This window comes from Gemmatimonadota bacterium, assembly GCA_041390105.1.
GTDB lineage: Bacteria > Gemmatimonadota > Gemmatimonadetes > Longimicrobiales > Gaopeijiaceae > JAGQIF01.
Genome location: JAWKQO010000003.1, coordinates 465190 through 490413 on the forward strand (window position 1 = coordinate 465190; position 25224 = coordinate 490413).

19 protein-coding genes are annotated in these 25224 nt (G+C 68.3%); 6 read left to right on the forward strand and 13 right to left on the reverse strand.

Annotation, left to right across the window (positions count from 1 at the left end; all coding sequences use genetic code 11):
* Positions 1 to 55: 55 nt before the first annotated feature.
* On the forward strand, positions 56 to 775 hold the full coding sequence (locus tag R3E10_15115; GenBank protein ID MEZ4417081.1) for a hypothetical protein: 720 nt from the start codon (positions 56 to 58) through the stop codon (positions 773 to 775).
* Between the two features lie 46 nt (positions 776 to 821).
* Here the strand turns inward: R3E10_15115 and R3E10_15120 are convergent, their stop codons facing one another.
* The 3 genes from R3E10_15120 to R3E10_15130 form a co-directional block, all read right to left on the reverse strand.
* Complete coding sequence (locus R3E10_15120) at positions 822 to 3188, reverse strand: DUF5916 domain-containing protein (protein ID MEZ4417082.1); 2367 nt, start codon at positions 3186 to 3188, stop codon at positions 822 to 824.
* Positions 3189 to 3241: 53 nt separating this feature from the next.
* Positions 3242 to 4519: a dipeptidase gene (locus R3E10_15125; GenBank protein ID MEZ4417083.1), complete on the reverse strand. Its 1278-nt coding sequence runs from the start codon at positions 4517 to 4519 to the stop codon at positions 3242 to 3244.
* Positions 4520 to 4627: 108 nt separating this feature from the next.
* Positions 4628 to 5689: a methyl-accepting chemotaxis protein gene (locus R3E10_15130; GenBank protein ID MEZ4417084.1), complete on the reverse strand. Its 1062-nt coding sequence runs from the start codon at positions 5687 to 5689 to the stop codon at positions 4628 to 4630.
* 225 nt (positions 5690 to 5914) lie between these two features.
* Between R3E10_15130 and R3E10_15135 the strand changes: the two genes are divergently transcribed.
* Positions 5915 to 7648 carry a diguanylate cyclase gene (locus R3E10_15135; GenBank protein MEZ4417085.1) on the forward strand — a complete coding sequence of 578 codons (1734 nt, stop codon included), beginning with the start codon at positions 5915 to 5917 and terminating at the stop codon, positions 7646 to 7648.
* A gap of 7 nt (positions 7649 to 7655) precedes the next feature.
* On the opposite strand, the gene R3E10_15140 is transcribed toward R3E10_15135, so the two are convergent.
* Positions 7656 to 8417, reverse strand: coding sequence for an SH3 domain-containing protein (locus R3E10_15140; GenBank protein MEZ4417086.1), 762 nt, complete (start codon positions 8415 to 8417; stop codon positions 7656 to 7658).
* Positions 8418 to 8581: 164 nt separating this feature from the next.
* On the opposite strand from R3E10_15140, the gene R3E10_15145 reads away from it, so the two are divergent.
* Positions 8582 to 10543 (forward strand): von Willebrand factor type A domain-containing protein, encoded by a 1962-nt coding sequence (locus tag R3E10_15145; protein ID MEZ4417087.1) that lies wholly within the window; start codon positions 8582 to 8584, stop codon positions 10541 to 10543.
* A gap of 49 nt (positions 10544 to 10592) precedes the next feature.
* Here R3E10_15145 and R3E10_15150 read toward each other — a convergent pair whose 3' ends face one another.
* Positions 10593 to 11600, reverse strand: a complete 1008-nt coding sequence (locus tag R3E10_15150; protein MEZ4417088.1) for a hypothetical protein — start codon at positions 11598 to 11600, stop codon at positions 10593 to 10595.
* Between the two features lie 154 nt (positions 11601 to 11754).
* Here R3E10_15150 and R3E10_15155 point away from each other — a divergent pair, with 154 nt between their 5' ends.
* Together R3E10_15155 and R3E10_15160 are read left to right on the forward strand one after the other, a co-directional pair.
* The gene (locus tag R3E10_15155) at positions 11755 to 12090 is read left to right on the forward strand and encodes a helix-turn-helix transcriptional regulator (GenBank protein MEZ4417089.1); all 336 of its coding nucleotides are present in this window, start codon (positions 11755 to 11757) and stop codon (positions 12088 to 12090) included.
* Positions 12087 to 14735 (forward strand): ADOP family duplicated permease, encoded by a 2649-nt coding sequence (locus R3E10_15160; protein MEZ4417090.1) that lies wholly within the window; start codon positions 12087 to 12089, stop codon positions 14733 to 14735. The genes R3E10_15155 and R3E10_15160 overlap by 4 nt, the downstream gene beginning before the upstream one ends.
* Before the next feature lie 53 nt (positions 14736 to 14788).
* Here R3E10_15160 and R3E10_15165 read toward each other — a convergent pair whose 3' ends face one another.
* The 6 genes from R3E10_15165 to R3E10_15190 form a co-directional block, all read right to left on the reverse strand.
* A complete protein-coding gene (locus R3E10_15165; GenBank protein MEZ4417091.1) occupies positions 14789 to 15196 on the reverse strand; it encodes a hypothetical protein in 408 nt (135 codons plus the stop codon).
* Positions 15193 to 15669 carry an SRPBCC domain-containing protein gene (locus R3E10_15170; GenBank protein ID MEZ4417092.1) on the reverse strand — a complete coding sequence of 159 codons (477 nt, stop codon included), beginning with the start codon at positions 15667 to 15669 and terminating at the stop codon, positions 15193 to 15195. Before R3E10_15170 ends, R3E10_15165 begins: the two co-directional genes overlap by 4 nt.
* Positions 15666 to 16160, reverse strand: coding sequence for an SRPBCC domain-containing protein (locus R3E10_15175; protein MEZ4417093.1), 495 nt, complete (start codon positions 16158 to 16160; stop codon positions 15666 to 15668). Before R3E10_15175 ends, R3E10_15170 begins: the two co-directional genes overlap by 4 nt.
* Positions 16144 to 16497, reverse strand: a complete 354-nt coding sequence (locus R3E10_15180) for a metalloregulator ArsR/SmtB family transcription factor (protein MEZ4417094.1) — start codon at positions 16495 to 16497, stop codon at positions 16144 to 16146. The genes R3E10_15175 and R3E10_15180 overlap by 17 nt, the downstream gene beginning before the upstream one ends.
* Before the next feature lie 97 nt (positions 16498 to 16594).
* Complete coding sequence (locus R3E10_15185) at positions 16595 to 19432, reverse strand: serine/threonine-protein kinase (GenBank protein MEZ4417095.1); 2838 nt, start codon at positions 19430 to 19432, stop codon at positions 16595 to 16597.
* A 2-nt stretch (positions 19433 to 19434) separates the two neighbouring features.
* Entirely contained in the window at positions 19435 to 19635 is a 201-nt protein-coding gene (locus R3E10_15190) for a hypothetical protein (protein MEZ4417096.1), read from the reverse strand.
* A 227-nt stretch (positions 19636 to 19862) separates the two neighbouring features.
* Between R3E10_15190 and R3E10_15195 the strand changes: the two genes are divergently transcribed.
* Complete coding sequence (locus R3E10_15195) at positions 19863 to 22256, forward strand: glutamine--tRNA ligase/YqeY domain fusion protein (protein ID MEZ4417097.1); 2394 nt, start codon at positions 19863 to 19865, stop codon at positions 22254 to 22256.
* A gap of 28 nt (positions 22257 to 22284) precedes the next feature.
* On the opposite strand, the gene R3E10_15200 is transcribed toward R3E10_15195, so the two are convergent.
* A complete protein-coding gene (locus tag R3E10_15200) occupies positions 22285 to 23031 on the reverse strand; it encodes a metallophosphoesterase family protein (GenBank protein MEZ4417098.1) in 747 nt (248 codons plus the stop codon).
* A gap of 14 nt (positions 23032 to 23045) precedes the next feature.
* Positions 23046 to 25166 (reverse strand): prolyl oligopeptidase family serine peptidase, encoded by a 2121-nt coding sequence (locus tag R3E10_15205; protein ID MEZ4417099.1) that lies wholly within the window; start codon positions 25164 to 25166, stop codon positions 23046 to 23048.
* Between the last annotated feature and the right edge of the window lie 58 nt (positions 25167 to 25224).

Below are 25224 nucleotides of genomic sequence, written 5' to 3' on the forward strand. Positions count from 1 at the left end.
GGGCTCGCCCGCAGCGCGGGCGGCCGGACATCCTCAAACAGCATTCGAGGGACCGATGAACACGATGGAAGAGGGGCGCGAAGGTGTACCCCGGAGAGCCGCCCTCCCCGTCAGCGCGGCACTTGTGCTCCTGGGCAGCGCATCACTCGTCGCGTGCGGCGGCGACGCGAACGAGGTGCAGCACCCACCGGTGGCTGCGCTGACCAGCGCGCAAGCGCATTGGATCGACGGCGAGGAGGCCAGCACCGAGCTCCGGTCGCTGTGGACCCATCTACAGGCAACCGAGCACGCCCAGGCGGGCGAGGAGTTGGAAGAGATCGCCACCGCGATGCGGGAAGCTGCCACCGGTGCGGTGGACTCGCTCGATAGCGCTCGCTTGCGGTCATCCGCCGAGGAGCTGGGGAACGTTGGGCGAGACCTGGAGGACGGCTTTCTGTCACAGCCCCCAGCGTCACTCGCCGGAGTGGTGGCGCGAGCCTACCTGGCCCTGTCGCAACACCACCGAATGGAAGCGACCGCAGCGCTGGCAGACGACGACCTCGAACGGGCCGGACTTCAGGCGCTCCGAGCGGTACGGGACCTCGAATCGGGCTTCCGGGTTGGCCAGGTCGAGATGACGGACGACGGCGCGCAGCTCATGGAGCGAAGTGCCCGCGCCGCAGACCGTTTGCGCGCCGGTGACAGCACGAGCGTCGCGTTGAGCGACACCCTGTTGTGCGGACTGCGTGACGAAGCGCAGCGATTGGCCAATGCGTTGGGGGCACGGCGGCGCTGACCAGCCCTCAGCCACCCAGAAGGGCTCCGACTCAAGGGCCGGAGCCCTACCTGCGGAACAGCCAGCTCACCTTCACGAAGAAGCCGTCGGCACTGCGCTGGACGTCCCGGAACCGAAATGCGTCCGCCTCGCTCATGGCGCTGCCGTAGCCTGCGAACACCACGGTTCCCGGAGACGGCTGATAGGAGAACAGTACATCGGCCGTGATCCGGTTGCGGCTCACCTCGCCGGCCGGCGCGAATGTGCCCTCGGCATCACGGATCAGGATGGGCGCGTCGGTGCGGGTGTCATCGCGAAGGGCATCGCGCCACACTGCGTCGTACTGCCCCACCACCCGGATGAAGACGGCACGGCTCAACTGGTACTCCACCTTGAGGCGAGGGATGTCCCGCACGCGCACGGTGGTGCCCTCTCCCGGGCGGATGTACTGCTGGCGCGAGTAGGTCGGAGACACTCGCACGCGATCGGTGGGCCGCCAGTCCAAGCCACCGCTCAGGATGACGATGTCCGCGGGTGCCCACTCGTCGAAGTTCTCGTCCCGACCCACGATCACCATGGCGTTGGCGCCGAAGGTGGACCAAGTGGGTGTGCTCACGGACAAGACCAGATCCAGATTGTCCAACCAGGGCGTCCCCGTGAACGCCGCCGTATCGGAGACGCCGGGACTCACCGGTACCTCCAGCGCGTAGTCCGTATAGAGATACGGCAAGTACCAGAAGCGCTCCAACAGCAGCGAAGCGCCCAGCTGCCAGCCGCCCGCCAGCGTCCAGGAGTTGTTGATGTGGAACTTGAGATCCTCCGGGTCCGCCCCGTCCCAGAAGGCGTCGTGCAGCCAGCTCCCCGACAGGTTCAGCGACAGGCTGTAACTCTCCAGGCGGGCCCCGGGCGCGCCGGGTCGCGTCACCCTGGGTGTGGCCTGCAACAGCACGGTTCCGGTCCGACTCAGGAAGCCGCTCCCGGCCACGAAGTCCGCACTGGTGCCCCGGAAGCGTGTGTCGAACCCGAAGCGGCGGCCGGCACGGCCGAAGGCCACGTCCCAGAGGTGGCCGGTCCCGTCCACAATGGCGTCACGGTTGGCGCTGAGCGCCCCTTGCAGAGACAGCGTATACGCGCCACGGACCAGGCGAGCGTCCAGTCCACCCACCCGGTTGTAGTCGTCCCCTTCCGTCCGGTCTGTGTAGACCATTCCCAGCGTGGACGCGGCGCCCAGATCCCGGGTCAGGCGCACGATGCCGAACACGGGACGTTCGCCGGTGCGGGAGGACGCTCGGTCATCGATCGCGAAGAGCGCGCCCATGTCTGCGCTGGAGATCTTGCCGGACAGCTTGGCTGCGATGTCGGGCCGGACGATGCGCCGCGTGTAGATCAGTGAATTGGGCACGCGGAAGCGCTCGCTCCCCTCCAGGAAGAACGGGCGCTTCTCCGGAAACGCGATGGCGAGCCTCGGGTCGTAGGAGAGCTGTTCGGCATCCGCCTCGACCTGCGAGAAGTCCGGATTGACCGTGCCGTTCAGGGTCAGGTTCTCGGTCACGCCCCAGCGCACGCTGCCACCGAACTCAGGCCCTACGCGGTCGTAGTCCCAGGAGCCGGACCCCACCGCCCCGCCGTCCGCACGCGCCGTCACCACGGGGTTGATGTCGAGCACCAATCCGCGCTCGAATCCGGTCAGGCCCTCCAGTCGACCGCTTTGGGCCAGAAACGACGAGCGTCCGCGCCGTGCCGGCGTCCACGTCTGGGAGTGCCCGCTGGCCTGCACGATGCGGATGACGTTGATGCCCCAGGTCTGCACCTCGTCGGGTCGGTAGCGCAGGCTCTTGAAGGGCACGCGCAGCTCGACCTGGTACCCCCACGGCTCCAGTCGGCCACTCGACTCGTAGACGAAGTCGGGGTTGCGGTCGAGAGGGTGGATCTCGGCCTCCGCCTGGAAGCCGTGCCCACCGGTGCTCTCTCCCTCCACGCGGATCCCGTCCAACTGCACGCCCAGCGGATTGACGCCGAAGACCAACGCCCGCCGGGCGTCGTCGAACGTGTCCAGCAGGATCTGGATCTGATCGTCGTTGTCGATGCGATCACGATCGGCCAGCGTGGCGCGCACACTCCCCGGCGGTGCAAAGGCCCGCACACCGAAGTGGATGGCCTCGTGTGAGTACCAGACCAGGACCTCGGTCGAATCGCGGGCGGGAACGCCGTCCTGGGGGCTGTACTGCGAGAAGCCCGTGAGCAGCGCCGCATCCCTCCAGATCGGCTCGTCCAGAGCGCCGTCGACCTCGACTCCAACCTCCACTCGGGGCACCACCACGGAGAGGTCGGTGCGGGTCCCCACATAGGGACGACCCACCTGCGCGGCCAGCGGGCTCGCCATCAGGAGAATCGGGATGCACAGGCCCCAAGCCCAGCGCATGGCGAAGATCATAAAGCGGCTTTTTCCCCGATGAGGAGGCCGAGCCCGAGGCATGGTTTTGCCCGTTAGTCGGACACCGTGCCGCGGATCTCGCGGCTCACGCGCTGCACTTCGTCCAAGACCCGCAGCAGATTGCCACTCCAAAGCTTCGCGATCTGCTCCTCGGTGTAGCCCCGCTTCACCAGCTCGTGCGTGACGTTGAACGTCTCGGTTGCGTTCATCCATCCGTCCACCCCTCCCCCACCGTCGAAGTCGGAGCTGATGCCCACGTGTTCGATGCCGATCAGATCGACGGCGTAGTCGATATGGTCGACGAACTCGGCGACGGTCGCACGCGGGGGACCCGGGAACTGTTCGTCGATCGCTGCCATGCGGCTCCGGAACTCGGCGATGTGCGCCTCGCTCATGTTGGCCCGACCGCCCCGGCCGCCGAACTCCTCACGCAGCGCCGCCAGCGCCGCCTGTCGCTCAGGCGAATCCTGCTGACACTTCACGTAGCTGTTGAAGGCGACGATCTGCGCCACGCCACCGTTCTCTTTGAGCGCCACGAGCTGCTCGTCGTCCAGGTTGCGACTGTGATCGCACAGCGCCCGCACTGCGGAGTGCGAAGCAATGATCGGTGCGCGACTGAGCGCCACCGTCTGCATCATGGACTCCTTGGACGGATGGGAGATGTCGATCATGATGCCCCAGCGGTTCAGCTCAGTCACCGCTTGCCGTCCCAATTCGCTCAAGCCGTTGTGCATCCAGACGCCGTCCCGCTCCCCCGTGTTGGAATCGGACAGCTGGCTGTGGCCGTTGTGGGCCAGGGAGAGATAGCGTGCGCCCAGCTCCGCGAACTTCTGCACGTTGGCGAGATCGTCCCCCAGGGAGTAGCCGTTCTCGACGCCGATGAAGGCCACCTTGCGACCCGAGGCGTAGATCTCGCGCGCGTCCGCGGCGCTGAGAGCCAGGCCGATCCGATCGGGCGCCAGCTCTTCGGTCAGACGGTGGACGGCGTGGAACTTCTCCAGGGCCGCTTCGTGCGCCCGCGCGAAGCCGGCTGGCGTGAGGTCGTCATCCTGCCCCACGTAGACGATCAGGAACACGGCATCGAGGCCACCCGCCTCCATCTTGGGCAGGTTGACCTGCGTGTCGAGGTCGGTCGCGTAGCTCTGCTCCGGCGTGAAGTTGGCCGGGTCGATGTCCACGTGCGTGTCCAGGGTCATGACCCGCTCGTGGATCGCGCGGGCGCGAGCCTCCAGGTCGGCTGGCGCCTCGGGCGCCTGGTCCTCGGCGCCCTCACCGGTGCAGGAGATCGCGACCAGTGCGGACAGGAGCACGAACGCGCGGCGACAACGCATGGGACCTCCTCGGAGCGGCTCGAAGAACCAGCTTGGGTGGCCCCGATGATACGCCCCGCCCCGGCCCCCGGTCCAGACGCGCGACCGAGGGTCGGCGGCCCGCCGACCTCAGCCCGCGGCCTTCTCCTGGAGGATTCGGTCAAGGAGCGCGAACACCGCCTCGCTGCCCTCCTCCATCTCCCCGAGAGCGGCGGCGGCGGCGGCGAAGTCCTCGCTGCCGCCATCGGCGATCAGCTCGAAGAGCCGACGGGTGCCGTCGTGCACCACGGAGTGAGGTTGTTGGAGCTCGGCATAGGAGGGCGTATGGCGGAAGCTCTCGTACCCGTCGCCTTGATCGTACCACTTGCCCAAACGGCAGTTGTGGTGATCGACAAAGGGGAAGGTCGGCTTCTTCTGGAGCAGAGAGTTGTACGTGTTGACCTTCCAGACCACGTGGTCAAGCTTGGCGAGGCTCATGAAGATGCGATCGTTGGTTCCGAAGACCCGCGACGTGGTGTTGAGGCTGCTCTGAACCGTTTCCCCCAACGCTTCGCTCAACTCCGTGACTTCCCGGGAGATCGTCTCGCTCTTCTCGTTGCTCCGAACCATGCTGGTCTGCACCGTTCCGGCGTGACCTTTCAAGGTGCCCGCGGCCTGGGTGATCTGCTCCGCTGCCTCCCGCGTGGCCTGAGCGAGCGCTTTCACCTGACCGGCTACGACCGCGAAGCCCCGTCCTGCGTCCCCTGCCCGCGCTGCTTCGATGGTCGCATTCAGGGCAAGCATGTTGGTCTGGGAGGCGATGCTCACAATGGTGGCCACCAGGTCGTCGATCGCCTCGATCGCGCGAGTCATCGAATTGACCTTCTCCAGCGACCCGTTGACGAGACCTGTGAGCTCCCCGGCCGCTCGTGCAATCGACGACGAGCTCGAATCCAGAACCTCGAACTGCTTCTGAACACCCTCGAAAGCCACCAGCGACTCGCGATTGAGTGCCACACAGTCGGCGAGGTTCGCCTGCACATTCCCCAATCCCTTGCTCAGCCTCTCGTGCTCGGTGCGCAGCAGATCGGGCAAGGTCTCGGGATGCTCCGGAGAAGCCCGACGGACGGACTCCGGATCGGCCTCCCGGGGGCCGCCCTTCGGAAGCCCGAGAACTGCCGACGAGGTGCTTCCTGAAAAGCGCTGGTCCATGCGGTTCCTGTGGTCTGGCCCGTGAGTGCCTCTCGGCCGCCAAGCACGGGCACCCCTGGGGAGCGTCTGTGGTCGAGTATCGTCAGGGCGGCGGGCCGGCTTGACCCCTGGAGCCCCCGGACTCGGCCCTTGGCGGGTACGGTCCTTGCCCTCGCTTCCCCGGAGCCCCCACTCCCGAGGAGACATGTCCGTCTTTCCAGGGGTCACTGGACCCTGCCCGCGCCGATGACCGGACCGGTCACACCCCAGGCCGGTCCCGCTCCGCGCTTCCTGCGGATGGACCGCATCACGAACCGCATCGTGATGCTGACGGTGGGCGCCACTCTGGTCCCCATCCTGGCCGCCGGCTTCCTGGCCTACGCACAGACCCGGCGGGCGGTCACCGAACGGATCGACGAGGATCTGAGGAGCGTGAGCTCCCTCACGGCGAGGGAGCTCGACTACTGGCTCCGCAGCCAGTCCTACCAGATCGGGGTCTTCGCCAGCTCGTTCGAGGTCTCCCAGAACCTGGCCCGGGTCGGTACACGGGCCCCCTCCGCCGACGATGCTCGCGCCCGGCTCACGGACTATCTGTCGTCGGTCTCCCGTCGGATGGACTTCTACTCGGAGTTGATGGTCCTCGACGCCGAAGGCCTGCTGGTCACCTCCAGCGACCCTGGGCGGAGGGCCCTGCCCCCCGAGCTCGTCTTCGATCGCCCCCTCCGCGGGGCAGGCACGGAGTTGGGTGAGCCCCATGCGGGCCCCGAAGGGACCTACCGGGCGCCGTTGCTGGAACCCATCCTGGCGCCAGGCGGCGCCGGGCGCCTGGGCACCCTGGTGGCCCAACTCGATCTCGCTCGTCTCTCGGAAATCCTGGGTGCCTTTAAGGAGGGTGCGGCAGGCAGGGTGCTGCTCCTCAGGGAGGGCGGCACGGTGCTGACCACGTCCGACGCGACCCTCGAGCCCGCAGCCAGCTTCGATCCGGCGGATCTGGCGACGCTCATCGCCGCCGGCGAGGGCGTGGCCGAGCGTCGTGACGCCGAGGGGCGAGCCCGGCTCTCCACGCTGGCCCGCGTTCCCCAATCCGACTGGGTGGTGGTGGCCGAAGTGGGCCGCCGCGATGCCTATGCGCCTTTGGTGCGCGCTCGCAATCTGACTGCGGCGGCCATGGCCGGCTTGATTCTGTTGGTGGGTGGGATGGTGCACGTCCTGGGGGTCATTCTGATCCGGCCCCTCGACCGTCTCACGGCGGGAGCCGCCGAGGTGGCCGCCGGCAACCTGTCCGTTGGTCTACCACCCGGCGGACGGGGCGAGGTCGGCTATCTCACCGAGGTCTTCAACGAGATGGTGCGCAGGCTGCGGGCAGGACGTGACGAGCTGGACGCAGCCAACCTGGAACTTCGGGAGCGCAACGCCGAGCTCGCGCTGCTGTCGGTGACGGACGGGTTGACGGGTCTCCTCAATCATCGCCGCGGCATGGAGGTGCTGTCCGAGGAACTGGACCGCGAAGCCCGCTCCGGCGGACCGTTGTCCGTCCTCATGATCGATGTCGATCACTTCAAGCAGTACAACGATTCGTGGGGGCACCCCGAAGGCGACGCCGTGCTCAAGGGCGTAGCCCGCGCCCTCCAGCAGGCCACGCGCGGGGTGGACGGCGTGGTTCGCTACGGCGGTGAGGAATTCATGGTGGTGCTCCCCGACTGCGACGCCGAGGGAGCCATGGAGGCCGGCACCCGCATCCTGGAGCGCCTCTCCCGAGAACCGTTCACCGGTGGACCGGTGACGCTCAGCGCCGGGGCCGCGGTCTACCCGTCGCACGGAACCGAAGCGCACGAGCTGGTGCGCGCCGCCGACGAGGCGCTCTACACCGCGAAGCGCAATGGACGCAACCGCGTCGTGCTGGCGGAAGGCGCAGGGCTGCCCGTGGGCTCCCGTTACCGCGCGGAGATGGTGGGGACGCGGGCGGCGACGCCCGCCTGACGGTCCGCTAGCGCCCGCCCCGCACCAGGGTGTGGAAGATCCACCCTTCCTCCCCGCCGGGGACGATGACGTACACCCACTCGTCGGTGTAGGAAAACCCGGTGACGATGGTCCCCTCGTCCAGAACAGAGCGAATGCGGAACGAGGTCGCGGGACCCTCGCGTAGGTTGCTGCGCTGATTGACGGTCAGCAGCACCGGCACCCCGAAATGCGCCTCGCCCTCACGGGCGTCCCTCCCCGCCCCGGTCTGCAAGCGCGCGGCCCCCTGGGTGGCCAGCGCACGGGCCCGCCCGGCCAGGTAGATCGCCCCATCGTAGTTGGTGCGTCCAAATGCTTCGCCAGCCCGGCTCAGCAGTTCCGTCCCGGCCAGGTGTTCACCCGAATCGGATCCGCCCGGCATCCGCGCCAACGCGCCCAACGCGATTTCCGCTTCGGCCATCTCGGAGGCGGCCTGGGCCCGGCTGGCCTGGCTCTGCAGCTTGGCCATGGTGCTGACCACCTCGCTGCGCTCGGCGTCCAGCTGCCCCTCCAGCTCGGAGACGCGCGCATCGCGCTCCAGGAGCTGCATGCGGAGTCGGGCCACCTGCGAGCGCAGGTCGTCATCCGGGGCTCCCGCGACGACGACGGTATCGATCCGCACCAGCGTGTCGGTCACCATGACGGTATCCACCGTCGCCACCGGCGAGGGGGACGGGACCGTCGGGGCTCCGCCGCAGGCCGCCGCGGAGGCCACCGCCAATAGCGCGGAAAGCGCGCGTCGGGGCGCCATGGATCGTCTCTGAACCACCCTTTGGATTCGAGCCCGGACTCGACCCCCACGGGCTCCCGCGGGGGTGGGTCCAACCGGTGTGCAAGACCGGGGCCCTGGGTCGTCCTGTCCATTGAGCGGAGGGGATGAGCCTCGCCGCGGTCACCCCACTCCGGCGGAACCCCATGAAGATCCCACTGCTGCTGGCCGGCCTGTTCGTGGCCGGCACCGGCCCCCTGTTCCTGACCCGACCCTCGCCCCCACCGCCGGCTGGCGCGGTGATCGCGGGCCGGGTCACCGATGCCGCACAGGGCCACCCCATCGAGGGTGCCCGCGTCCTTCTGGAGGGTACCGCCGTCGAGACCCTCACGCGCCGCAACGGCACCTACGTCCTCGAGCTGGACGCTGGCGTCGGGGCGCTGGTCCTGCGCGTCGAGGCCGCCGGCTACGAGACCGCCCGGCGGACGCTCCCCACGGACGGCCTCTCCCAACGCATCGACTTCGCCCTCCAGGCGGCAGCAGCGCCCCCGGTAGAGGAGCAGAAGCCGGAGCGGACGCTGGTGGATCGCATCCTCGGCCGCCGACAGGAGTCGGAGGCGGGTCGCGCGGCTCCCAGCCCTCAGGCCACGGTCGGGTACGCGACTGGCGTGGCACAGCCCATGGCAGCCGACATGTCCATGGCGCCCGGCTTCCGTCGCACGGCCGATCCAGACGACTTCAACACGGAAGGATACGACCACCTCACCGAAAACCCGTTCCGGTCGGTGGCCGCCGATCCGCTCTCCACGTTCTCCATCGATGTGGACCGCGCCTCGTACGCCAACGTCCGCCGCTTCATCGAGAACGGTACCAAGCCTCCCATCGATGCGGTCCGCATCGAGGAGATGGTCAACTGCTTCCACTACGACTACCCCAACGCGCGCGGCGAGCATCCGTTCGACGTGCACACGGAAGTGGCGCCGGCTCCCTGGAACGGCCGGCATCACCTCGTGAAGATCGGGCTGCAGGGGCAGAAGATCGACCTCGAAGAGGTCCCACCCAACAACCTCGTGTTTCTGCTGGACGTGTCCGGGTCCATGTCCTCGCCCGACAAGCTGCCGCTGCTCAAGCAAGCGTTCGCCCTGCTGGTGAATGAGCTGCGACCCCAGGACCGCATCGCCATCGTCGTGTACGCGGGCGCGGCGGGGCTGGTGCTGGATTCCACCCCAGGGAGCGAAACGGAGACCATCCTGCGCGCGCTCGAGTCCCTGGAAGCGGGTGGCTCCACGGCCGGAGGAGCCGGCATCCGACTGGCCTACGACGTGGCCCGCCGCAACCACATCCGGGGCGGCAACAACCGCGTGATCCTGGCCACCGACGGCGACTTCAACGTGGGAGCCTCCAGCGACGGCGAGATGGTGCGCTTGATCGAGGAGAAGCGCACACAGGGCACGTTCCTGACCGTGTTGGGCTTCGGGACGGGCAACCTGAAAGACTCGAAGATGGAGAAGCTCGCCGACCACGGGAACGGAAACTACGCGTACATCGACTCGGAGCTGGAGGCGAAGAAGGTGCTGGTCACCGAGCTGGGCGGCACGTTGGTGACCATCGCCAAGGACGTGAAGATCCAGGTCGAGTTCAACCCGGAGCGTGTGCAGGCGTACCGACTCATCGGCTACGAGAATCGACTGCTCGCCAACCAGGACTTCAACGACGACACCAAGGACGCCGGCGAGCTGGGGGCCGGGCACACCGTCACCGCGCTCTACGAAGTCGTTCCGGTCGGCGTCCGCTTGGATGTGGACGCGGGCAGCGTCGATGCGCTCCGCTATCAGCGACCCGCCGAGTCCAGCGTGCGCAGCGACTCCGACGAGCTGCTCTTCGTGAAGCTCCGCTACAAGCGCCCCGATGGAGAGCGCAGCCGTTTGCTGGAGCATCCGGTCGAGGCGCGCGTGGCGCGCACGCCGTCCACCGACTTCCGCTGGGCGGCGGCCGTGGCCGGGTTCGGCATGCTCCTACGGGAGTCGGAGCACTGTGGCGACTTCACCCTGGACGACGTCCTGGCGTTGGCCCGGGACGCCCGAGGTGACGACGCGCAGGGCTACCGCGCCGATTTCATCCGACTGGTCGAGGCCGCGGAGCTGCTGGGCCTCATGGCCGAGCGATAGACCGACCGACCCTCCCGGACGTATCGCAGCGTCCGGGAGGGTCCCCCGGCTACGATGTCGCGGTCCCCGGTCGGTTGCGCTCGATGAACTCGTCCGCGCGCTCCGGCAGCAGCAGGCTGTCGGAGATGGCCGCGATCTCCTCGGCGGCTTTCCAGGCCTGCTCCAACTTCCAGAGCTCGCCCTCCAGGGCGCGACGCTCGCGCTCTTCGTGCAGGGCCATCTCCAACGCCAGCTTCGTGGGCGTGGGCATCTTGTTGATGTAGCCCGGCACACCCCGCTTGTCGGTGAAGCGCTGACCGCGGGCCAGGTCCGCCAGGAACGGATCCGGGTGTCCGAACTCCTCGATCTGGTGCACCGCGTCCTGCACGGTGCGCTGCTTCCCACCCATCCGGTTGATCTTGGGCATGATCACACCGATGTGGCGCTCGGCCTCCTCTCCGTCGAACCAGCGCGTCTTCCTGCGCTTGCGGACCTCCAGTCGGAAGCCAGGCCCCCCGTCGGCCGCACGGATGCGGGTGCCGAGGAGGTCGGGTTGCTTGAGCCTGAGCACCTCACCGTCGTCCGTGCGCAGCTTGACCAGCGTGCGTCCGTTCGCCCACAGGTTCACGAAGTTGCCGCTCTGACTGAGCAGGACGGAGCTGATGACGCCGGTGGCCAGGCCGCCGATCAGCACGCCCCCGACCACCACGGCCGCTCCACCACCGTACAGCAGCGCGCGCTTGCGCCTGCGCCCGAATTGATCGCCGTAGCGCCAGGCAGCGAACTCCGAGCGTAGGGGCTCGCCGATGCGCACCATCTCCAGGCCCTCCCGGTGGCGCGCCAGGCCTACGTTCTCGGTGGCCACCCGCACCCGGGTGTCGCGATAGAGCCGCTCGAGAGCCTCGACGGCTTCCCAGCGCTCCTCGATCGGAGAGAGGTTCCAGCGCTCGCAGCTCCTGCAGACCACCCACAAGCGCCCGCGGGTGGCGTCGAACGCCAGTCGGCGACCGACCGGAAAGTGCTCGACGACCTGGTTCTCGCCCAGCGGCTTGTTGCAGAACATGCAGGTCTTGTACACGGGCCCCCGCTGCGTCTCGATGGTGGGGTCGTATGAACCCCTCGTCTGGGATACGCGGCAGGGCTCGTGCCCGTTCACTCCTGCGTGAAACCCCCGCTTCCGGAACCGCGTAGGGCTGCCTGGGTGGTTTCCTCGCACTTCTGGAGAAAAGCTCGTGCCTCGAGGGGAGCTGCTGGGGGAGTTCGAGCAGATGGTGCTGCTGGCGGTAGCCCGGTTGGGAGCGGGCGCCTACGGCATGTCCATACTGGACGAGATTCGCACCCGCACGGGTTTCGAACCGGCCGTCGCCTCCGTGTACTCGGCGCTCGACCGCCTGGAGCGACAGGGCCTGATCCACTCCCAGATGGGCGAGCCCACGCCGGAGCGGGGAGGCCGGGCCAAGCGTTACTTCGTGCTGGAGGCCGCCGGCGCGGAAGCCCTTACCCGGGCCCGTTCGGCCCTGGATGCTCTCTGGGACGGCCTCGAGCTCGAACGGGGAGCAGGCGCATGACCTCGCCGCGGCCGCCCCGCCTGGCCGAGCTCCTGGCGGGAGCCCTCATGCCCGCCGAGTACCGGGCGGAGCACCTCGGCGATCTGAGCGAGGGCTTCTCCAGGCTGTCTTCCGACCTGCGGGCGGCGCGGCGCTGGTATTGGCGCCAGGCCGTGCGCTCCATCCTTCCCGCCCTGCGCATGCGCATACGCGCGTGGCGATCCACCGACCGAACCGCGGTGAGCCCCATGCACACCTTCAAGCAGGACCTCGTCTACGGTCTGCGCGCGTTGGCGCGGAGTCGCACCTTCGCCGCGGTGGCCGTGTTGACGCTGGCGCTCGCCATCGGCGTGAACACGTCGATCTTCAGCCTGGTCAACGTGGTGGTGTTCGCCGATCTCCCGATGAACGGCCTGGACTCTGCCACGCTGGTCCGGACCCGCAATCCCAGCCTCGGCATCGATCAGGGCAGCGTCTCCGTTCCGGACTACCTTGATCTCGTCGAGCGCGCTCAAGGGTTCCAGTCGTTCTCGGCGATGACCGAGGACCAATGGGTCCTCACGGGCGCGGATGTACCGACCCGGGTGGTCGGGTATCGCATCACCGCCAACCTGCTCGACGTGTGGCAACTGCCGCCGGTACTGGGCCGGGGCTTCGCCGCGGGCGACGATCTGCCGGGCGCTGCCCCGACGGTGATGCTCTCGCACGCCTTCTGGCAGAGCCAGTTCGGCGGTGACCCGGCGGTCCTGGGCAGCACGATCCGCCTGGACGGCATCGAGCATACGGTCGTCGGCGTCATGGATCCGAAGATCGGGTTCGCGGAGCTGGGCTTCGCTCAGGTGTGGGCACCCCTGTCGCTCAGCCGCAGCGAGGCGGCCCGCGACGCCCGCAACCTCTTCGTCGTGGGCCGGCTGCGCGAAGGGGTGAGTCAGGTGCGGGGAACGGAGGAGGTCGCGTCGATCAGCCATGCGCTGGAGAGCCAGTATCCGGAAAGCAACGTCGGTTGGGCGCTCTATTCAGCGCCCGTGCGCGAGGCGCTGCTGGGCGACGAGGGCCAGATCATCCTCCTCATGCTGATCCTCACGGTGGCTTTCGTGATGCTGATCGCATGCGCGAACCTGGCCAACATGCTCCTGGCCCGCTCGACCGTGCGCGCCCGCGAGTTCGCGGTGCGAACCGCGTTGGGCGCTCCCCGCGGTCGCATCATCCGCCAACTCCTGACGGAGAGCCTGGTGCTGTCGATCGCAGCATCCCTCGTCGGTGTGCTCTTCGCCCTCGGGCTCAACCGGGCGCTGGTGAGCATCTCCCGTGGGCAGGAGGCCCTCTTCATGATGGCGAAGCTGGACGGGCGCGTGCTCAGCTTCATCGTCGGGATCGCACTGGTGGCGCCCGTCCTGTTCGGATTGCTACCAGCGGTGAAGGCGGCCGCGCCGGACGTGAGCACCCGCCTGCGCGACGGACGGAGCGGAGGGGAGGGCCGGTCCGGCAAACGCGCCCGCAACGTGCTGGTCTCCGCTCAGGTGGCGCTGGCGCTGTCCTTGATGGTGGTGGCCGGTCTGCTGGCGCGGACCGTCTACAACTCGGAGACCCGGACCCAGGGATTCGTGCGCGACGGAGTGCTGGCCGCCGAGTTGGATCTGCCCGAGAACGAGTATCAAACGGACGACGCTCGCCGGGAGTTCTATCGTCGTGCGCTGGAGAACATCGGAGCCCTCCCCTCCATCTCGGAAGTCGCTCTCATCAGTGCCATCCCGGGGGCGGAGTTCGGAGCGCTTCGCGGCATGGAGATCGAGGGCCGCGAGATCGCACCCGACCAACCGCGGCCTTCCGTGCTTCAGGTGACGACTTCGCCCGGTGCATTCGCCTTGCTGCAGGTACCCCTTCGGTCCGGGCGCGACTTCGACACGCGGGATCAGCCCGACACACCGCCCGTGGCGATCCTGGCCGCCGAGGTCGCTCGCCGCTACTGGCCGGAGTCCGATCCGGTGGGTCAGCGGATCCGCTTCGGCATGGACGCTTCGGCACCGTGGATCACCGTCATCGGGATCGTGGAAGACGTCCTCTCCACCAGCCCGGAGGAAGAGTTCGCCGAGCACGTGTACCTGCCCTACGCGCAGAACGCGCGCACCGGTATGCGGGTGCTCGCCCGCGCTCCTAGAGACCCGACGGTGCTCAGCGATGCCGTACGCTCTGCGATCTGGAACGTGGATCCCAACCAACCGATCGACCAGGTCCGCACGGTGACCCAGGCCCAGTACGCCAACTCGGCGAGCTCCTACGCGCTCATCTCCCTTTTCGTCTCCTTCGCTGTGTTCGCGCTGCTGATGGCGGCTCTGGGCATCTATGGTGTGATGTCGTACATGGTGTCGCAGCGGCGGGCCGAGATCGGGTTGCGTATGGCGCTAGGCGCCGAGGTCGGCGCCGTGCACCGGATGATCCTGGCCCAGGGCGGCCGCTTGTTGGCGGGCGGGCTGATCGTGGGTCTCCTTCTCTCGCTGGGGCTCAGCCGCATGCTCCGCAGCGTGGTCTACGGCATCAGCGCTACGGACCCGGCCACGTTCATCGGCGTGGCCGGCGTGCTCACGGGAGTCGCGCTGCTCGCCAACTACGTGCCGGCGAGGCGGGCGACCCGCTCGGATCCGGTCACGGCGCTCCGGGCGGAGTGAGGGCGGCGATGGTCGCGGAACCGGCGCCGCAGCCGCGGCCTCCGCGGTCAGGCCTACCTGGCCCGCATCCGGTTGTTGCGGGCGCCGTGCTCTACCTCGGCCAACCCAAGCTCTTCCATGAGCGGCGGAACGTACATCGCGAAGCGGCCGCGAAAGCCCTTCTTCAGCCCATACCACCCGCCGACCGGGTTGGAGGCAGCGCGGGCCCAATGCTCGACGGTGCCCGGCTTGGCCTCCTGCTTCTCGTCCTTGCTTCCCAACTCCATCCAGTCGCCGTGCTCCCTGAGCATGGCGTGGAGGTCGGCCAGGCAGCGAAAGTCGTACTGCAGGATGGTCTTCCCCACCGTGCAAACCAGGATCGTGCGACCGTCCCTCTCGTCCACATGCATCGTGTACTCGGACGTACCAGGCGGGGTCTTGAGCAGCCACGGATCGGACGCTGGTCGAGTGGGCAGCTTCATGGCGTGCCGCTCTCCGGTAGGATGGTGGTCTCTGCGGCGCCCTTCAAATCGGCGCTGAAACGCTCGAAGCTCTCGTCGAACGAAGGGATGAACCGCCCGTAGAGTGGGAAGAGTGCCCCGCCGATCCGCTCGGTCATCGTGAATCGCACGTTGTTCGGACCCTGCGGGGTCAACGTGAAGACCCGCTTCCCCTGTCCGTCGCCCCAGACGAGGCGCTTGGGCGGAAGAGCCTCGAGCACTGTGAGCCTGAAGGACCGCTTCTCATCCAGGGCCGAACGCAGGACGATCCTCCGGCCAAGCGCGATCTCGCCATCGATGGAGCGCACGGTCGCCGTCCACGCGGGATAGTCGGCGGCGTTCGTCAGGATTCGCCAAACCGTATCAGCAGACGCGCCGATCGAGATCGCCACCGACGTCTCGCGTGAGAAGGATTTCTTGACCGTCCGTGCTTTTCCTTCGTCGTCCGACGTCATGTTGGACCCTCTTGATCACGCTGGGTGGGCGTCGGGACCCGATCAGCCCGGACGTGGCCTTCGAACGCCGCGAGGACGCGCCCCCACCCCGACTCGAAGCGAGCCAGCGCGCCCTCCCATCGTTCCGCCCTGAGGTCGCCGCGCCGGTGACGGACGTAAACTCCCGTTCGCCGGGGTCCGAGCGGCTCGAAGCGCACCTCGACAATGCTCGGAGCATCCGGATCTGCCGCCGGAAAGAACGTATGTGAAATACGCCGAGGGGGGTCCCAGACGCGCACGACGCCCCAGGGGATCTCTCTGCCATCGGTGGTGCGCTCCAACAGGCGCCCCCCGACGTGCGGCTCCAGCGACATGCGCGCCTCCGCGCTGCCGGAGATGCGGTGTGACTCTGGCCACCAGAGTTCGATCCGTTCGTGCCAGAGCCGGAAAGCCTGCTGCTGCCCCAGGTCCACTTCGATGGAGCGTACGACCTCGTCACGCGCCATCGGCATCGCGCTCCGCCGAGAGGTTGTCCGCCACCAGGCGAAAACGCGCCAGGGCCTCGGACCAGAACGCATCCAGGTAGGAGGTCGCCGCCTCGAACCCCTCGCTCCGTATCGAATAGTGATGGAGGCGCCCGGTGACCTCGCATTCGACCAGCCCCGCTGCGAGGAGCGCCGCGAGGTGTTGGGATACGGCGGGACGACTGACGGGCAGCCTCGCTGCCAGCTCGGACACCGACTTGGGGCCCGCGGCGAGCAGGTCCAGGACCCGCCTCCGGGTGGGTGAGCCCAGGGCGTCCAGCGCGCGCTCAGAAGCGGCTTCGTGACGGGCGATTGCAATGGCCATTGTGGGAGATGCACAGGGGCGCCGGACAAATGGTAAGTAGAAACTTACGCATTGGCCAAGTGAGGCGCCAGGGCGGCGATCCCCGTCGCTCCTCCGGTCACTCCCCGTCGGCGGGCGAATCCTGGCGTGGCTGCTCGCCGCCCACCCGCGCCAACCACTCGGCAGCCTGCACCGTCCTCCGGTCGTCCGGTCCGAACTCCGACTCGAGGACCGAGTGGGACCGCCGGAGCAGCACGGCGGCCGCCGCGCGATCACCGGACAGAAGCAGGCACCCGCCGAGCGCGCTCTCGGCCTCAGCCACCAGCGGGTCGTCGGCCTCGCTGACCGCTCTTCGGATCTCGGTCCCACGCTCCAGCGGGGCCCGGCACTCGTCTGCGCGTCCCAACTGGACCCGGACCGTCCCCACGTCCACGAAGGAGTCGGCGAGGTCGAGGTCGTCGCTGGCCAGATTCGGCTCACGGATCTCGAGCGCACGAGTGAGCGCGGAATCGGCAGCGACCCACATCCGACGGCTACCGAGATAGCGACCGAGATCCTCGTAGCTCACGGCGACCAACGGGTGGTCGTCTCCGAACGCGTTTCGGCGCAGGGCAAGCGCCTCGCGCAGCATCGGCTCCGCCGCCGCCGTGTCGCCCGCGAGCACCCGCGTGCGCGCCAGGCCCGACAAGGGGTACGCGAGGTCCGGATGACCGGGGCTGGCGGCCCGTCCGATCTCGACCGACTCGGCAAACGCCGCTGCTGCCGCGGCCTGGCGGCCGCCCCGCAGGAGGTTGACGCCGTAGTCGCTGAGGTCCGCGGACAGGACCGCGGGTTGATCGAGCGTGCGCCGGGCCGCGACGACCGCGCCCAGCAGCGTGATCGCCTCGTCCTGAAGACCCTGGCGACTCTTGTTGACGGCCAGGTTCGTGAGCGCAGACAGCGTGCTGGGGTGTGCGTCACCGTACAGCGCCCGCCGCATCCCGATCGAGCGCTCATACAGGGAGTCGGCGACATCGTACTGACGCCGGCGCGAGTAGGCGGTGGCGAGGTTGTTGAGTGTCGACGCTACCTGCTCGTGCGGCCCGTCGAACATCGTGCTCTGACGGTCGAGCACCCTCTCGAAGATGACCGCCGCCGAATCGTAGCGGCCCTCGCGAAAGAGCAGTCCCCCGAGACCGTTCAAGGGCTGCGTCGATCCAGCACCGGTCGGATCGAGTGCGTCCGCGACCGCTGCGCTCTGCTGGTACGCGGCGGCAGCCCCGTCGAGGTCTCCCCTGAGCTCGCGCGCGAACCCCAGGTTGTAGAGCGCCGAGCCCGTCGACTCGTGCACCTCCCCGTTCACCCGGCGCAGCCCGTCAGTGGCCTCCTCCAGGAGCGGAAGAGCGGCGGCCGCGTCTCCGCGACGCAGCTCGAGGATACCGAGATTGTAGACGGTGTGCAGATAGTCCCCGTCCTCCGTTCCCAGCGCTTCGCGCCTGAGGTCGCGCGCTTCCCCGAGCAGGGCACGCGCTGTGTCCCAGCGCGCCATGGTCGCGTGGACGCTTCCGATCATGTCGAGCACGGCCGCCCGCGTCTCCGGCTCGTCCCGAAGTTGTTCCCGGGCCAGGTCGGTTCCCCGGTTCAGTAGCTCGAGCGCCGTCATGTCGGCACCGCCGACTTCGTTGGGGTCGGCAAGCTCGAACAGGTTGACCAGGAACTCGGACGCGCGCTCGGCCTGGCGCTCCGCACGCTCGGCCGCGTCGCGCTGCGCAGAGACGCGGCCGTTCTGAACCACCATCGCCACCCCAAACCCGACGAGTAGCGTGACCACGGCGGCGGCAGCCGCGACGCCCGCGCGGTTGCGCTGGACGAACTTCCGCGACCGGTAGCCCCAGGTGGGCGGCCGCGCCGCGATCGGCTGCGACGTGAGGTACCGCCTCAAGTCGTCCGCCAGCGCCTCGACCGAACCGTAGCGCCGCTCGGGCTCCCGCCGCAGCGCCGTGAGGGCGATGGTGTCGAGGTCGCCCGCTAGCCGCGCGTTCGACGCCACGGTGCTCGGAAGCCGGGGGTCCTCCTCTGCGATCCGTCGACTGAGCTCGGCCGGCGTGGAATCTTCCTCGGCGTAAGGAAGCTCACCCGCCAGCAGCCCGTAGAGGATGAGACCGAGCGAGTAGACATCCGACGGCGTTCCGATCCGCTCGCCGCGGAGCTGCTCGGGGCTGGCGAACGCCGGCGTCATGATGCGGGTGGCCGTACGCGCCGCGGCGAGCTCGTCCTCCGGCGTGAGCAGCTTGGCGATACCGAAGTCGAGCAGCTTCGGGACGCCATCTTCCGTCACGAGGATGTTTCCGGGCTTGAGGTCGCGGTGGACCACCAGATTCCGGTGCGCGTACTGGACCGCGGCGCAGATGCTCAGAAAGAGCCAGATGCGCGACTCCAGGTCCAGGCCCTTCTCCCGTACATAGGTGTCGAGGGGGAGGCCCTCGACGTACTCCATGACGACGTAGGGGACGCCCTCCGCGGTCGCTCCCCCGTCGAGCAGTCTGGCGATGTTGGGGTGGTCGAGCCCGGCGAGGATCGCCCGCTCGTTCCGGAAGCGCGCCATCGCCTCGTCCGAGAACAGCGCCCCGGGAAGGACCTTGATCGCGACCTGGCGCTCGAACTCGCCATCGTCGCGCTCGCCGAGGTATACGACCCCCATCCCGCCGCGGCCGATCTCGCGGCCCACGCGGTACGGGCCGAGTCGACGCCCCTCGACGCCTGCAGCCGCGCTCCCGATCAGGTCCTCGGAGGCGCGTTTGACCGACGCCACCGCGTCCGTGAGCTGGCTGCCGGCAGCCTGGAGCAGGCTCTCGACCTCCCGCCTCAGCTCCGGGTCCGGGCAGCGCTCCTGGAGGAACGACGCGCGTTGATCCGCGGGAAGGTCCGCCGCCTCCTGGAACAGCGCCTCGACCTGCGCCCAGCGCTCGGGGCGCACCCTCAGCCGTCCCCTCGTTCGTCGCCCTCGCCCATGTCGAGCTCGCCCAACGGGTCTCTCTCGACCAGATCGGCGACCTGATCGTAGACCGAGGCGTTGTCCTGCATCTGCTCCTGAAGCGACTGGTTCTGCGCGCCGACGTTGCGGAAGAAGACCGCTGCATCGCGAAGGAGCTTGGCGGCGAGTTGCGCGTAGGTGGCCATGAAACCTCGGGAGGCGGGTCGCTGGGGGATCCGTTCCTCAATGACTGCCGGCGAGCTGCTTCTGGCAAGGAGCGGGCGGATCTCGGCACCCAGCCCGCGCCGCCCGCTGACGAACTCGACGAAGGGCAGTACCGGGGCGACCCCCCCCTGAGCCGGCCGGGCCCGGCTCCGCTGCCGGGCCCCGGCCCCCCGGTTCCGCGGCGGCGCGCTCGGGCTACCTTTTCGGCATGTCCGACACCGACCGATCCGACAAGCCGCGGGACTTCCTCCGGGAGATCGTAGCCCGCCACGTTGCCGAGGGCACCTACGGGGGCCGCGTGGCCACACGCTTTCCCCCGGAGCCCAACGGCTTTCTGCACCTGGGCCACGCCACCTCCATCTGCCTGAACTTCGGCATCGCCGAGGAGTTCGGGGGCACCTGCAATCTCCGTTTCGACGATACCAACCCGGAGACCGAGGAGATGCGCTACGTCGAGGCCGCCAAGCGCGACGTGCGCTGGTTGGGCTTCGAATGGGACGGCCTCTACTTCGCCTCGGACTACTTCGAGAAACTCTATGAGTTCGCCGAGAAGCTGATCCGGGACGGCCACGCCTACGTGGACTCCCTCTCGGAGGAGGAGATCCGGGAGTACCGGGGCACCGTCACCCAGCCAGGCCGGCCCAGCCCCCATCGCGGCCGGACAGCGGAGGAGAGCCTCGACCTCTTCCGGCGCATGAAGGCAGGAGAGTTTCCGGACGGCACGCACGTGCTGCGCGCCAGGATCGACATGGCCCATCCCAACATGGTGATGCGGGATCCGGTCCTCTGGCGCATCCGCCACCATGCGCACTACCGGCGGGGCACCGACTGGGTGATCTACCCACTCTACGACTACACGCACGGTCTCTCGGACGCGATCGAAGACATCACCCATTCGTTCTGCACGCTCGAATTCGAGAACAACCGCGAGATCTACGACTGGTTGGTGGACCGGGTGGGCTTCGAGGAGCCGCGCACCCATCAGTACGAGTTCGCGCGCCGCAACTTCGACTACACCATCGTGAGCAAGCGCAAGCTGCTGCGCCTGGTGAACGAGGGCCACGTCAGTGGCTGGGACGATCCTCGCATGCCCACCATCTCGGGGCTCCGTCGTCGGGGTGTCACTCCGGAAGCGCTGCGAGCCTTCTGCGACATGATCGGTGTGGCGCGCGCGGACAACCGAGCCGACATCAGCAAGCTGGAGTTCGCCATCCGGGACGACCTGAACCCCAGGGTCCCGCGGGTGATGTGCGTCTCCGACCCGCTGAAGGTCGTCATCAGCAACTGGCCCGCGGGCACCACCGACACCATCGACGCCCCCCTCTACCCACACGACGTTCCGCTGGAGGGCTCGCGGCCGCTGCCGTTCGACGGCACGCTCTGGATCGAGCGCAGCGACTTCGAGGAAGAGCCCCCCAAGGGATTCCACCGACTCGCGCCCGGCCGGGAGGTGCGCCTGCGCTACGGCTATTTCGTCACGTGCGACGAGGTGATCAAGGACGCGGACGGCAACGTCACCGAGCTGCGCTGCACGTACGACCCGGCCACCCGTGGCGGGGATGCCCCCGATGGGCGTTCGGTCAAGGGCACCATCCACTGGGTGAGCGCCGCACATGCCCTGCCCTGCGAGCTGCGGATGTACGACCGCCTCTTCACGGAGTCCGATCCGGAGAGCGTGCCCGAGGGAGGAGACTTCACCGACTTCCTCAACCCCGAGTCGCTGGTGGTGCGGCGGGGCTGGATCGAGCCCAGCGTGTCGCACGATCCTGCCGGCAGCCGCTACCAGTTCGAGCGACTGGGCTATTTCATCAGCGACCCGGAGGACTCCACGCCGGGTGCGTTGGTGTTCAACCGGACGGTGACGCTGCGGGACACGTGGGCGAAGCGGGCGAGCACGGTCAACGTCGCCCCCACCGCGAATAAGGCCGAGGCCCGCGCCGCAGCGGACGCGGCGACCCCTTCCGACTCGCCCGCGGCGCCCCACCCCCACGGTCACCACCACCACCACCATCACCATCACCACGGCCACGGCCACGGCCCCTCGGAGGCCGAGAAGGCCATCCGCGACCGCCGGCGCAAGGGCAACGAGGCCGAGCGCTTCGACCGCTACGTCGGCCTCGAGGTCCCGATCCTGGACGCGGACGTGATCGCGCGCGAAGACGCGCTCGCCACCCTGATGGACGACGCCCTGGCCGGCCCGGCCGAACCGGCCGCCCTGGCCAAGTGGGTGGTCAACGACGTGCGGCGCGAGACCAAGGACCGCCCCCTCACTCTGACGGGCAAGGCCTTCGCGAAGCTGGTGGCGCTGGTCGAGACGGAGACCATTCCCACCGGCGTGGGGCGTCAGGTGCTGGTCGAGCTCCTGGAGAAGGGAGGCGACCCCAGCGCCATCGCGGAGCGCCTCGCAGCAGACCGTGTGGACGACCGCTCGGATCTGGTTCCGCTGGTGGAACGCCTGCTGGCCGAGAACGCGGACAAAGCGCAGGCCCTCAAGGAGGGCCGGGACAGCCTCATGGGCTTCTTCGTGGGCCTGGCCAAGAAAGAGACGGGCGGAAAGGCGGATCCGCGGGTCGTGCAGGAGATCGTGCGGGAGCGGCTGTAGGGAAGCAGCGGTCAGGCTGACGCACCTCCTAGCGCACCGCTCCCTTCTCCAGCGCCTCCAGCATCGCAGCCGCCGAGGGCGGCACCAACACATTGTTGGCCGCGAAGCTCTCCGCCTGCGGATAGGCCGTGGCCCGCACCGCGGCCGCCGCGGCCTCCAGATCGTAGTCGGTGTGCCGGAAATCGATGTCCGGCCCCAGCAGCAGCCAATCCGCGCCGGCGGGCCCGAAGGGCATCCCGACACTGCCCGCGTTGACCACCCGTAGTCCACCGACGGTCCGCTCGAACGGCATGTGGGTGTGGCCACAGACCACCACGTCGGCCTCTACGCCGTCGAACACCGCGTGCAACCGCTCCGCCGGCGTGAGAGCCGTGAAGATCTCGGTGTCGTTGCGTGGGGTCGCATGGCAGAACAGCACCCGCCCCAGCCCGGGCACCTCGGCGCGGACGGTGCTCGGCCAGCCCTCCAAGACCGCCTGCTGGGCGGAGGAGATCTGTGCGGCGTTCCACTCCATCACCTCGCCCAGGGAAGCCGGGTACTCTCCGCTCTCGACTCCCCGTTTGCGCTGCAGCACGGCGCGGTCCCCGTTTCCGTGGATGAAACGGATCGGCAGATCGAGGCCGAGAAGTCGCTCGACGCACTCGGCTGGCATCGGTCCCGGAAGCACGTCACCCCCCATCACCACCTCGTCGACGCCCGCGGCACGGACGTCGTCCAGCACGGCCTCCAGGGCGGGAAGGTTGCCGTGGATGTCGTAGAGCGCCGCGATCCGCACGTGCCCCTCGCCGCTCAGCTCACCGGACGCGTCGGTCCGAGCTGTTGGTGCAGGTAGGCCAGCCAGAGCGCCAGCGACTCCGCCTGCTGCTCCGGCGTTACCCCGGCCCCGTGCCCCCCTTCGACGTTCTCGAAGTAGTAGAGATCGTGCCCCTGGGACAGCATGAGCGCCGCCATCTTGCGCGCGTGTCCCGGATGGACGCGGTCGTCCCGGGTCGTGGTGAAGATGAAGGGCTTCGGGTAGTGGACGTCCGCCTTCATGTTCTGGTAGGGAGAGTACTTGCGGATGTACTCCCACTCCTCGGGCTTGTCCGGATCCCCGTACTCGGCCATCCAGCTGGCCCCGGCCAACAGTGTGTGATAGCGCCTCATGTCCAACAGGGGCACCTGGATCACCACCGCGTTGTAGAGGTCGGGCCGCTGCGTCATCGTAGCCCCGACGAGCAGACCGCCGTTGCTACCGCCCATGATGCCCAGATGCTCCGGCGAGGTGATCTTGCGGGCGATGAGGTCCTCACTGACCGCGATGAAGTCGTCGTAGGCCCGCTGGCGGTTCTCTTTGAGCGCAGCCTTCCACCAATCAGGACCGAACTCGCCGCCACCCCGGATGTTGGCCAGCACGTACACCCCACCGTTCTCCACCCAGCCCTTGCCCTGCGCGCCCAGGTAACTGGGCGTGCTGGAGATCTGGAACCCGCCGTACCCGTATTGCAGCGTGGGGTTGGTGCCGTCCAGAACCATGTCCCGGGGATGCACCACGAAGTAGGGCACACGCGTGCCGTCCTTGGACACGGCCTGGAACTGCTCCACAATGAGACCTGCCGCATCGAACTGCGCGGGGAGGCTCTTCACCGTGCGGACCGAGCCGTCCTCCTCGGCCAGATACAGCGTGCTGGGTTGGATGAACGAGCTGTAGGTGAAGAAGAAGCGGTTGTGGTGCACCGACGTGGCGCCGATGCCCACCGAACCCATCGGGGGCGCCGGGATCTCCTCCTTCAACCAGCCCTGGGACGCGTCCCGCCAGTAGCGGAACAGGTGCCCCTGCACCTCGGTCAGCTCGTTGATCAGCAGGTAGTCGCGCGTAGCCGCTACGCCGTTGATGGTGGAGCGTGCACCGGGCACCACCACCGTCTCGATGTTCCTCCGGCCGGCCAGGTAGTCTCCCAGACCGGTGCTCACCACCGAGCCGGCGGCGAAGGTCTCGCCACCCACGGTCCAATCGGAGATGAGGTGGAGCACCATCCGGTCTCCGACCATCGACAGCTGTGCGTCGGAGGGGATGTCGATCGGCACCAGCCGCTCACCGTCGAGGATCCTGTACTCGGTGTCGAAGATGGTGATGAAGCGCATTACCATCACGCGCGCACCGTCCGCCGTCTCCTGGGTGCCCAGCCACATGGCCATGTCATCGCGGTTGGCTTCCGCGATCACGGGCGCTTGTTCCAGAGGGGTTCCGCGCGTCCAGCGCCGCACCGCCGCGGAGTATCCGGAGGTGGTGTTCCGAGCTTCGTCCAGGTTGTGGCTCACCAGCAGGGTGTTCTCGTCCACCCAGGCCACGGAGTTCTTGGAGACCGGCACGTGGAAACCGCCGGGCACGAACGCTTTCCGCTCCAGGTCGAACTCCCGGACTTCATCCGCGTCCGACCCGCCCGGCGACAGGCTCACCAGACAGAGGCGTTCTTCGGGGAGCAGGCAGTTCAGACCGTGGAACGCCCACGGTTGCCCCTCCGCCTCGGCCAGGGCATCGACGTCCAGCACCGTCTCCCAGGTGGGGTTGCCGCTCAGATACGCATCCCAGCTGGTACGCCGATACACGCCCCGCGGCCGCTCGGCGTCCGTCCAGAAGTTGTAGATCCACTCGCCGCGCATGGTGGGATAGGCGATGCGGTCGCCGGACGTCAGGAGGTCCAGCGTGTTGCGATACATGCGCTCGTAGTCGGGCAGCGCCTTGAGAGCGGCGCGGGTCTCCGCATTGCGGGCCAGCACCCACTCCATCGCGCGGGAGCCCTCCACGTCCTCCAGCCAGAGGAAGGGGTCCGTGGCCTCCTGTGCGCCGGCCGGCGTAGGCAGGCCGCTGTAGAGCGCAGGCAGGAGGCAGAGGAACAGCAGCGACCGGACCATCCGCAGACGGAGCATGGAGCCTCCTTCAGTCAGAGGACGAGAAATCACATCCGCGAGGCGACGCAGGGCCGCA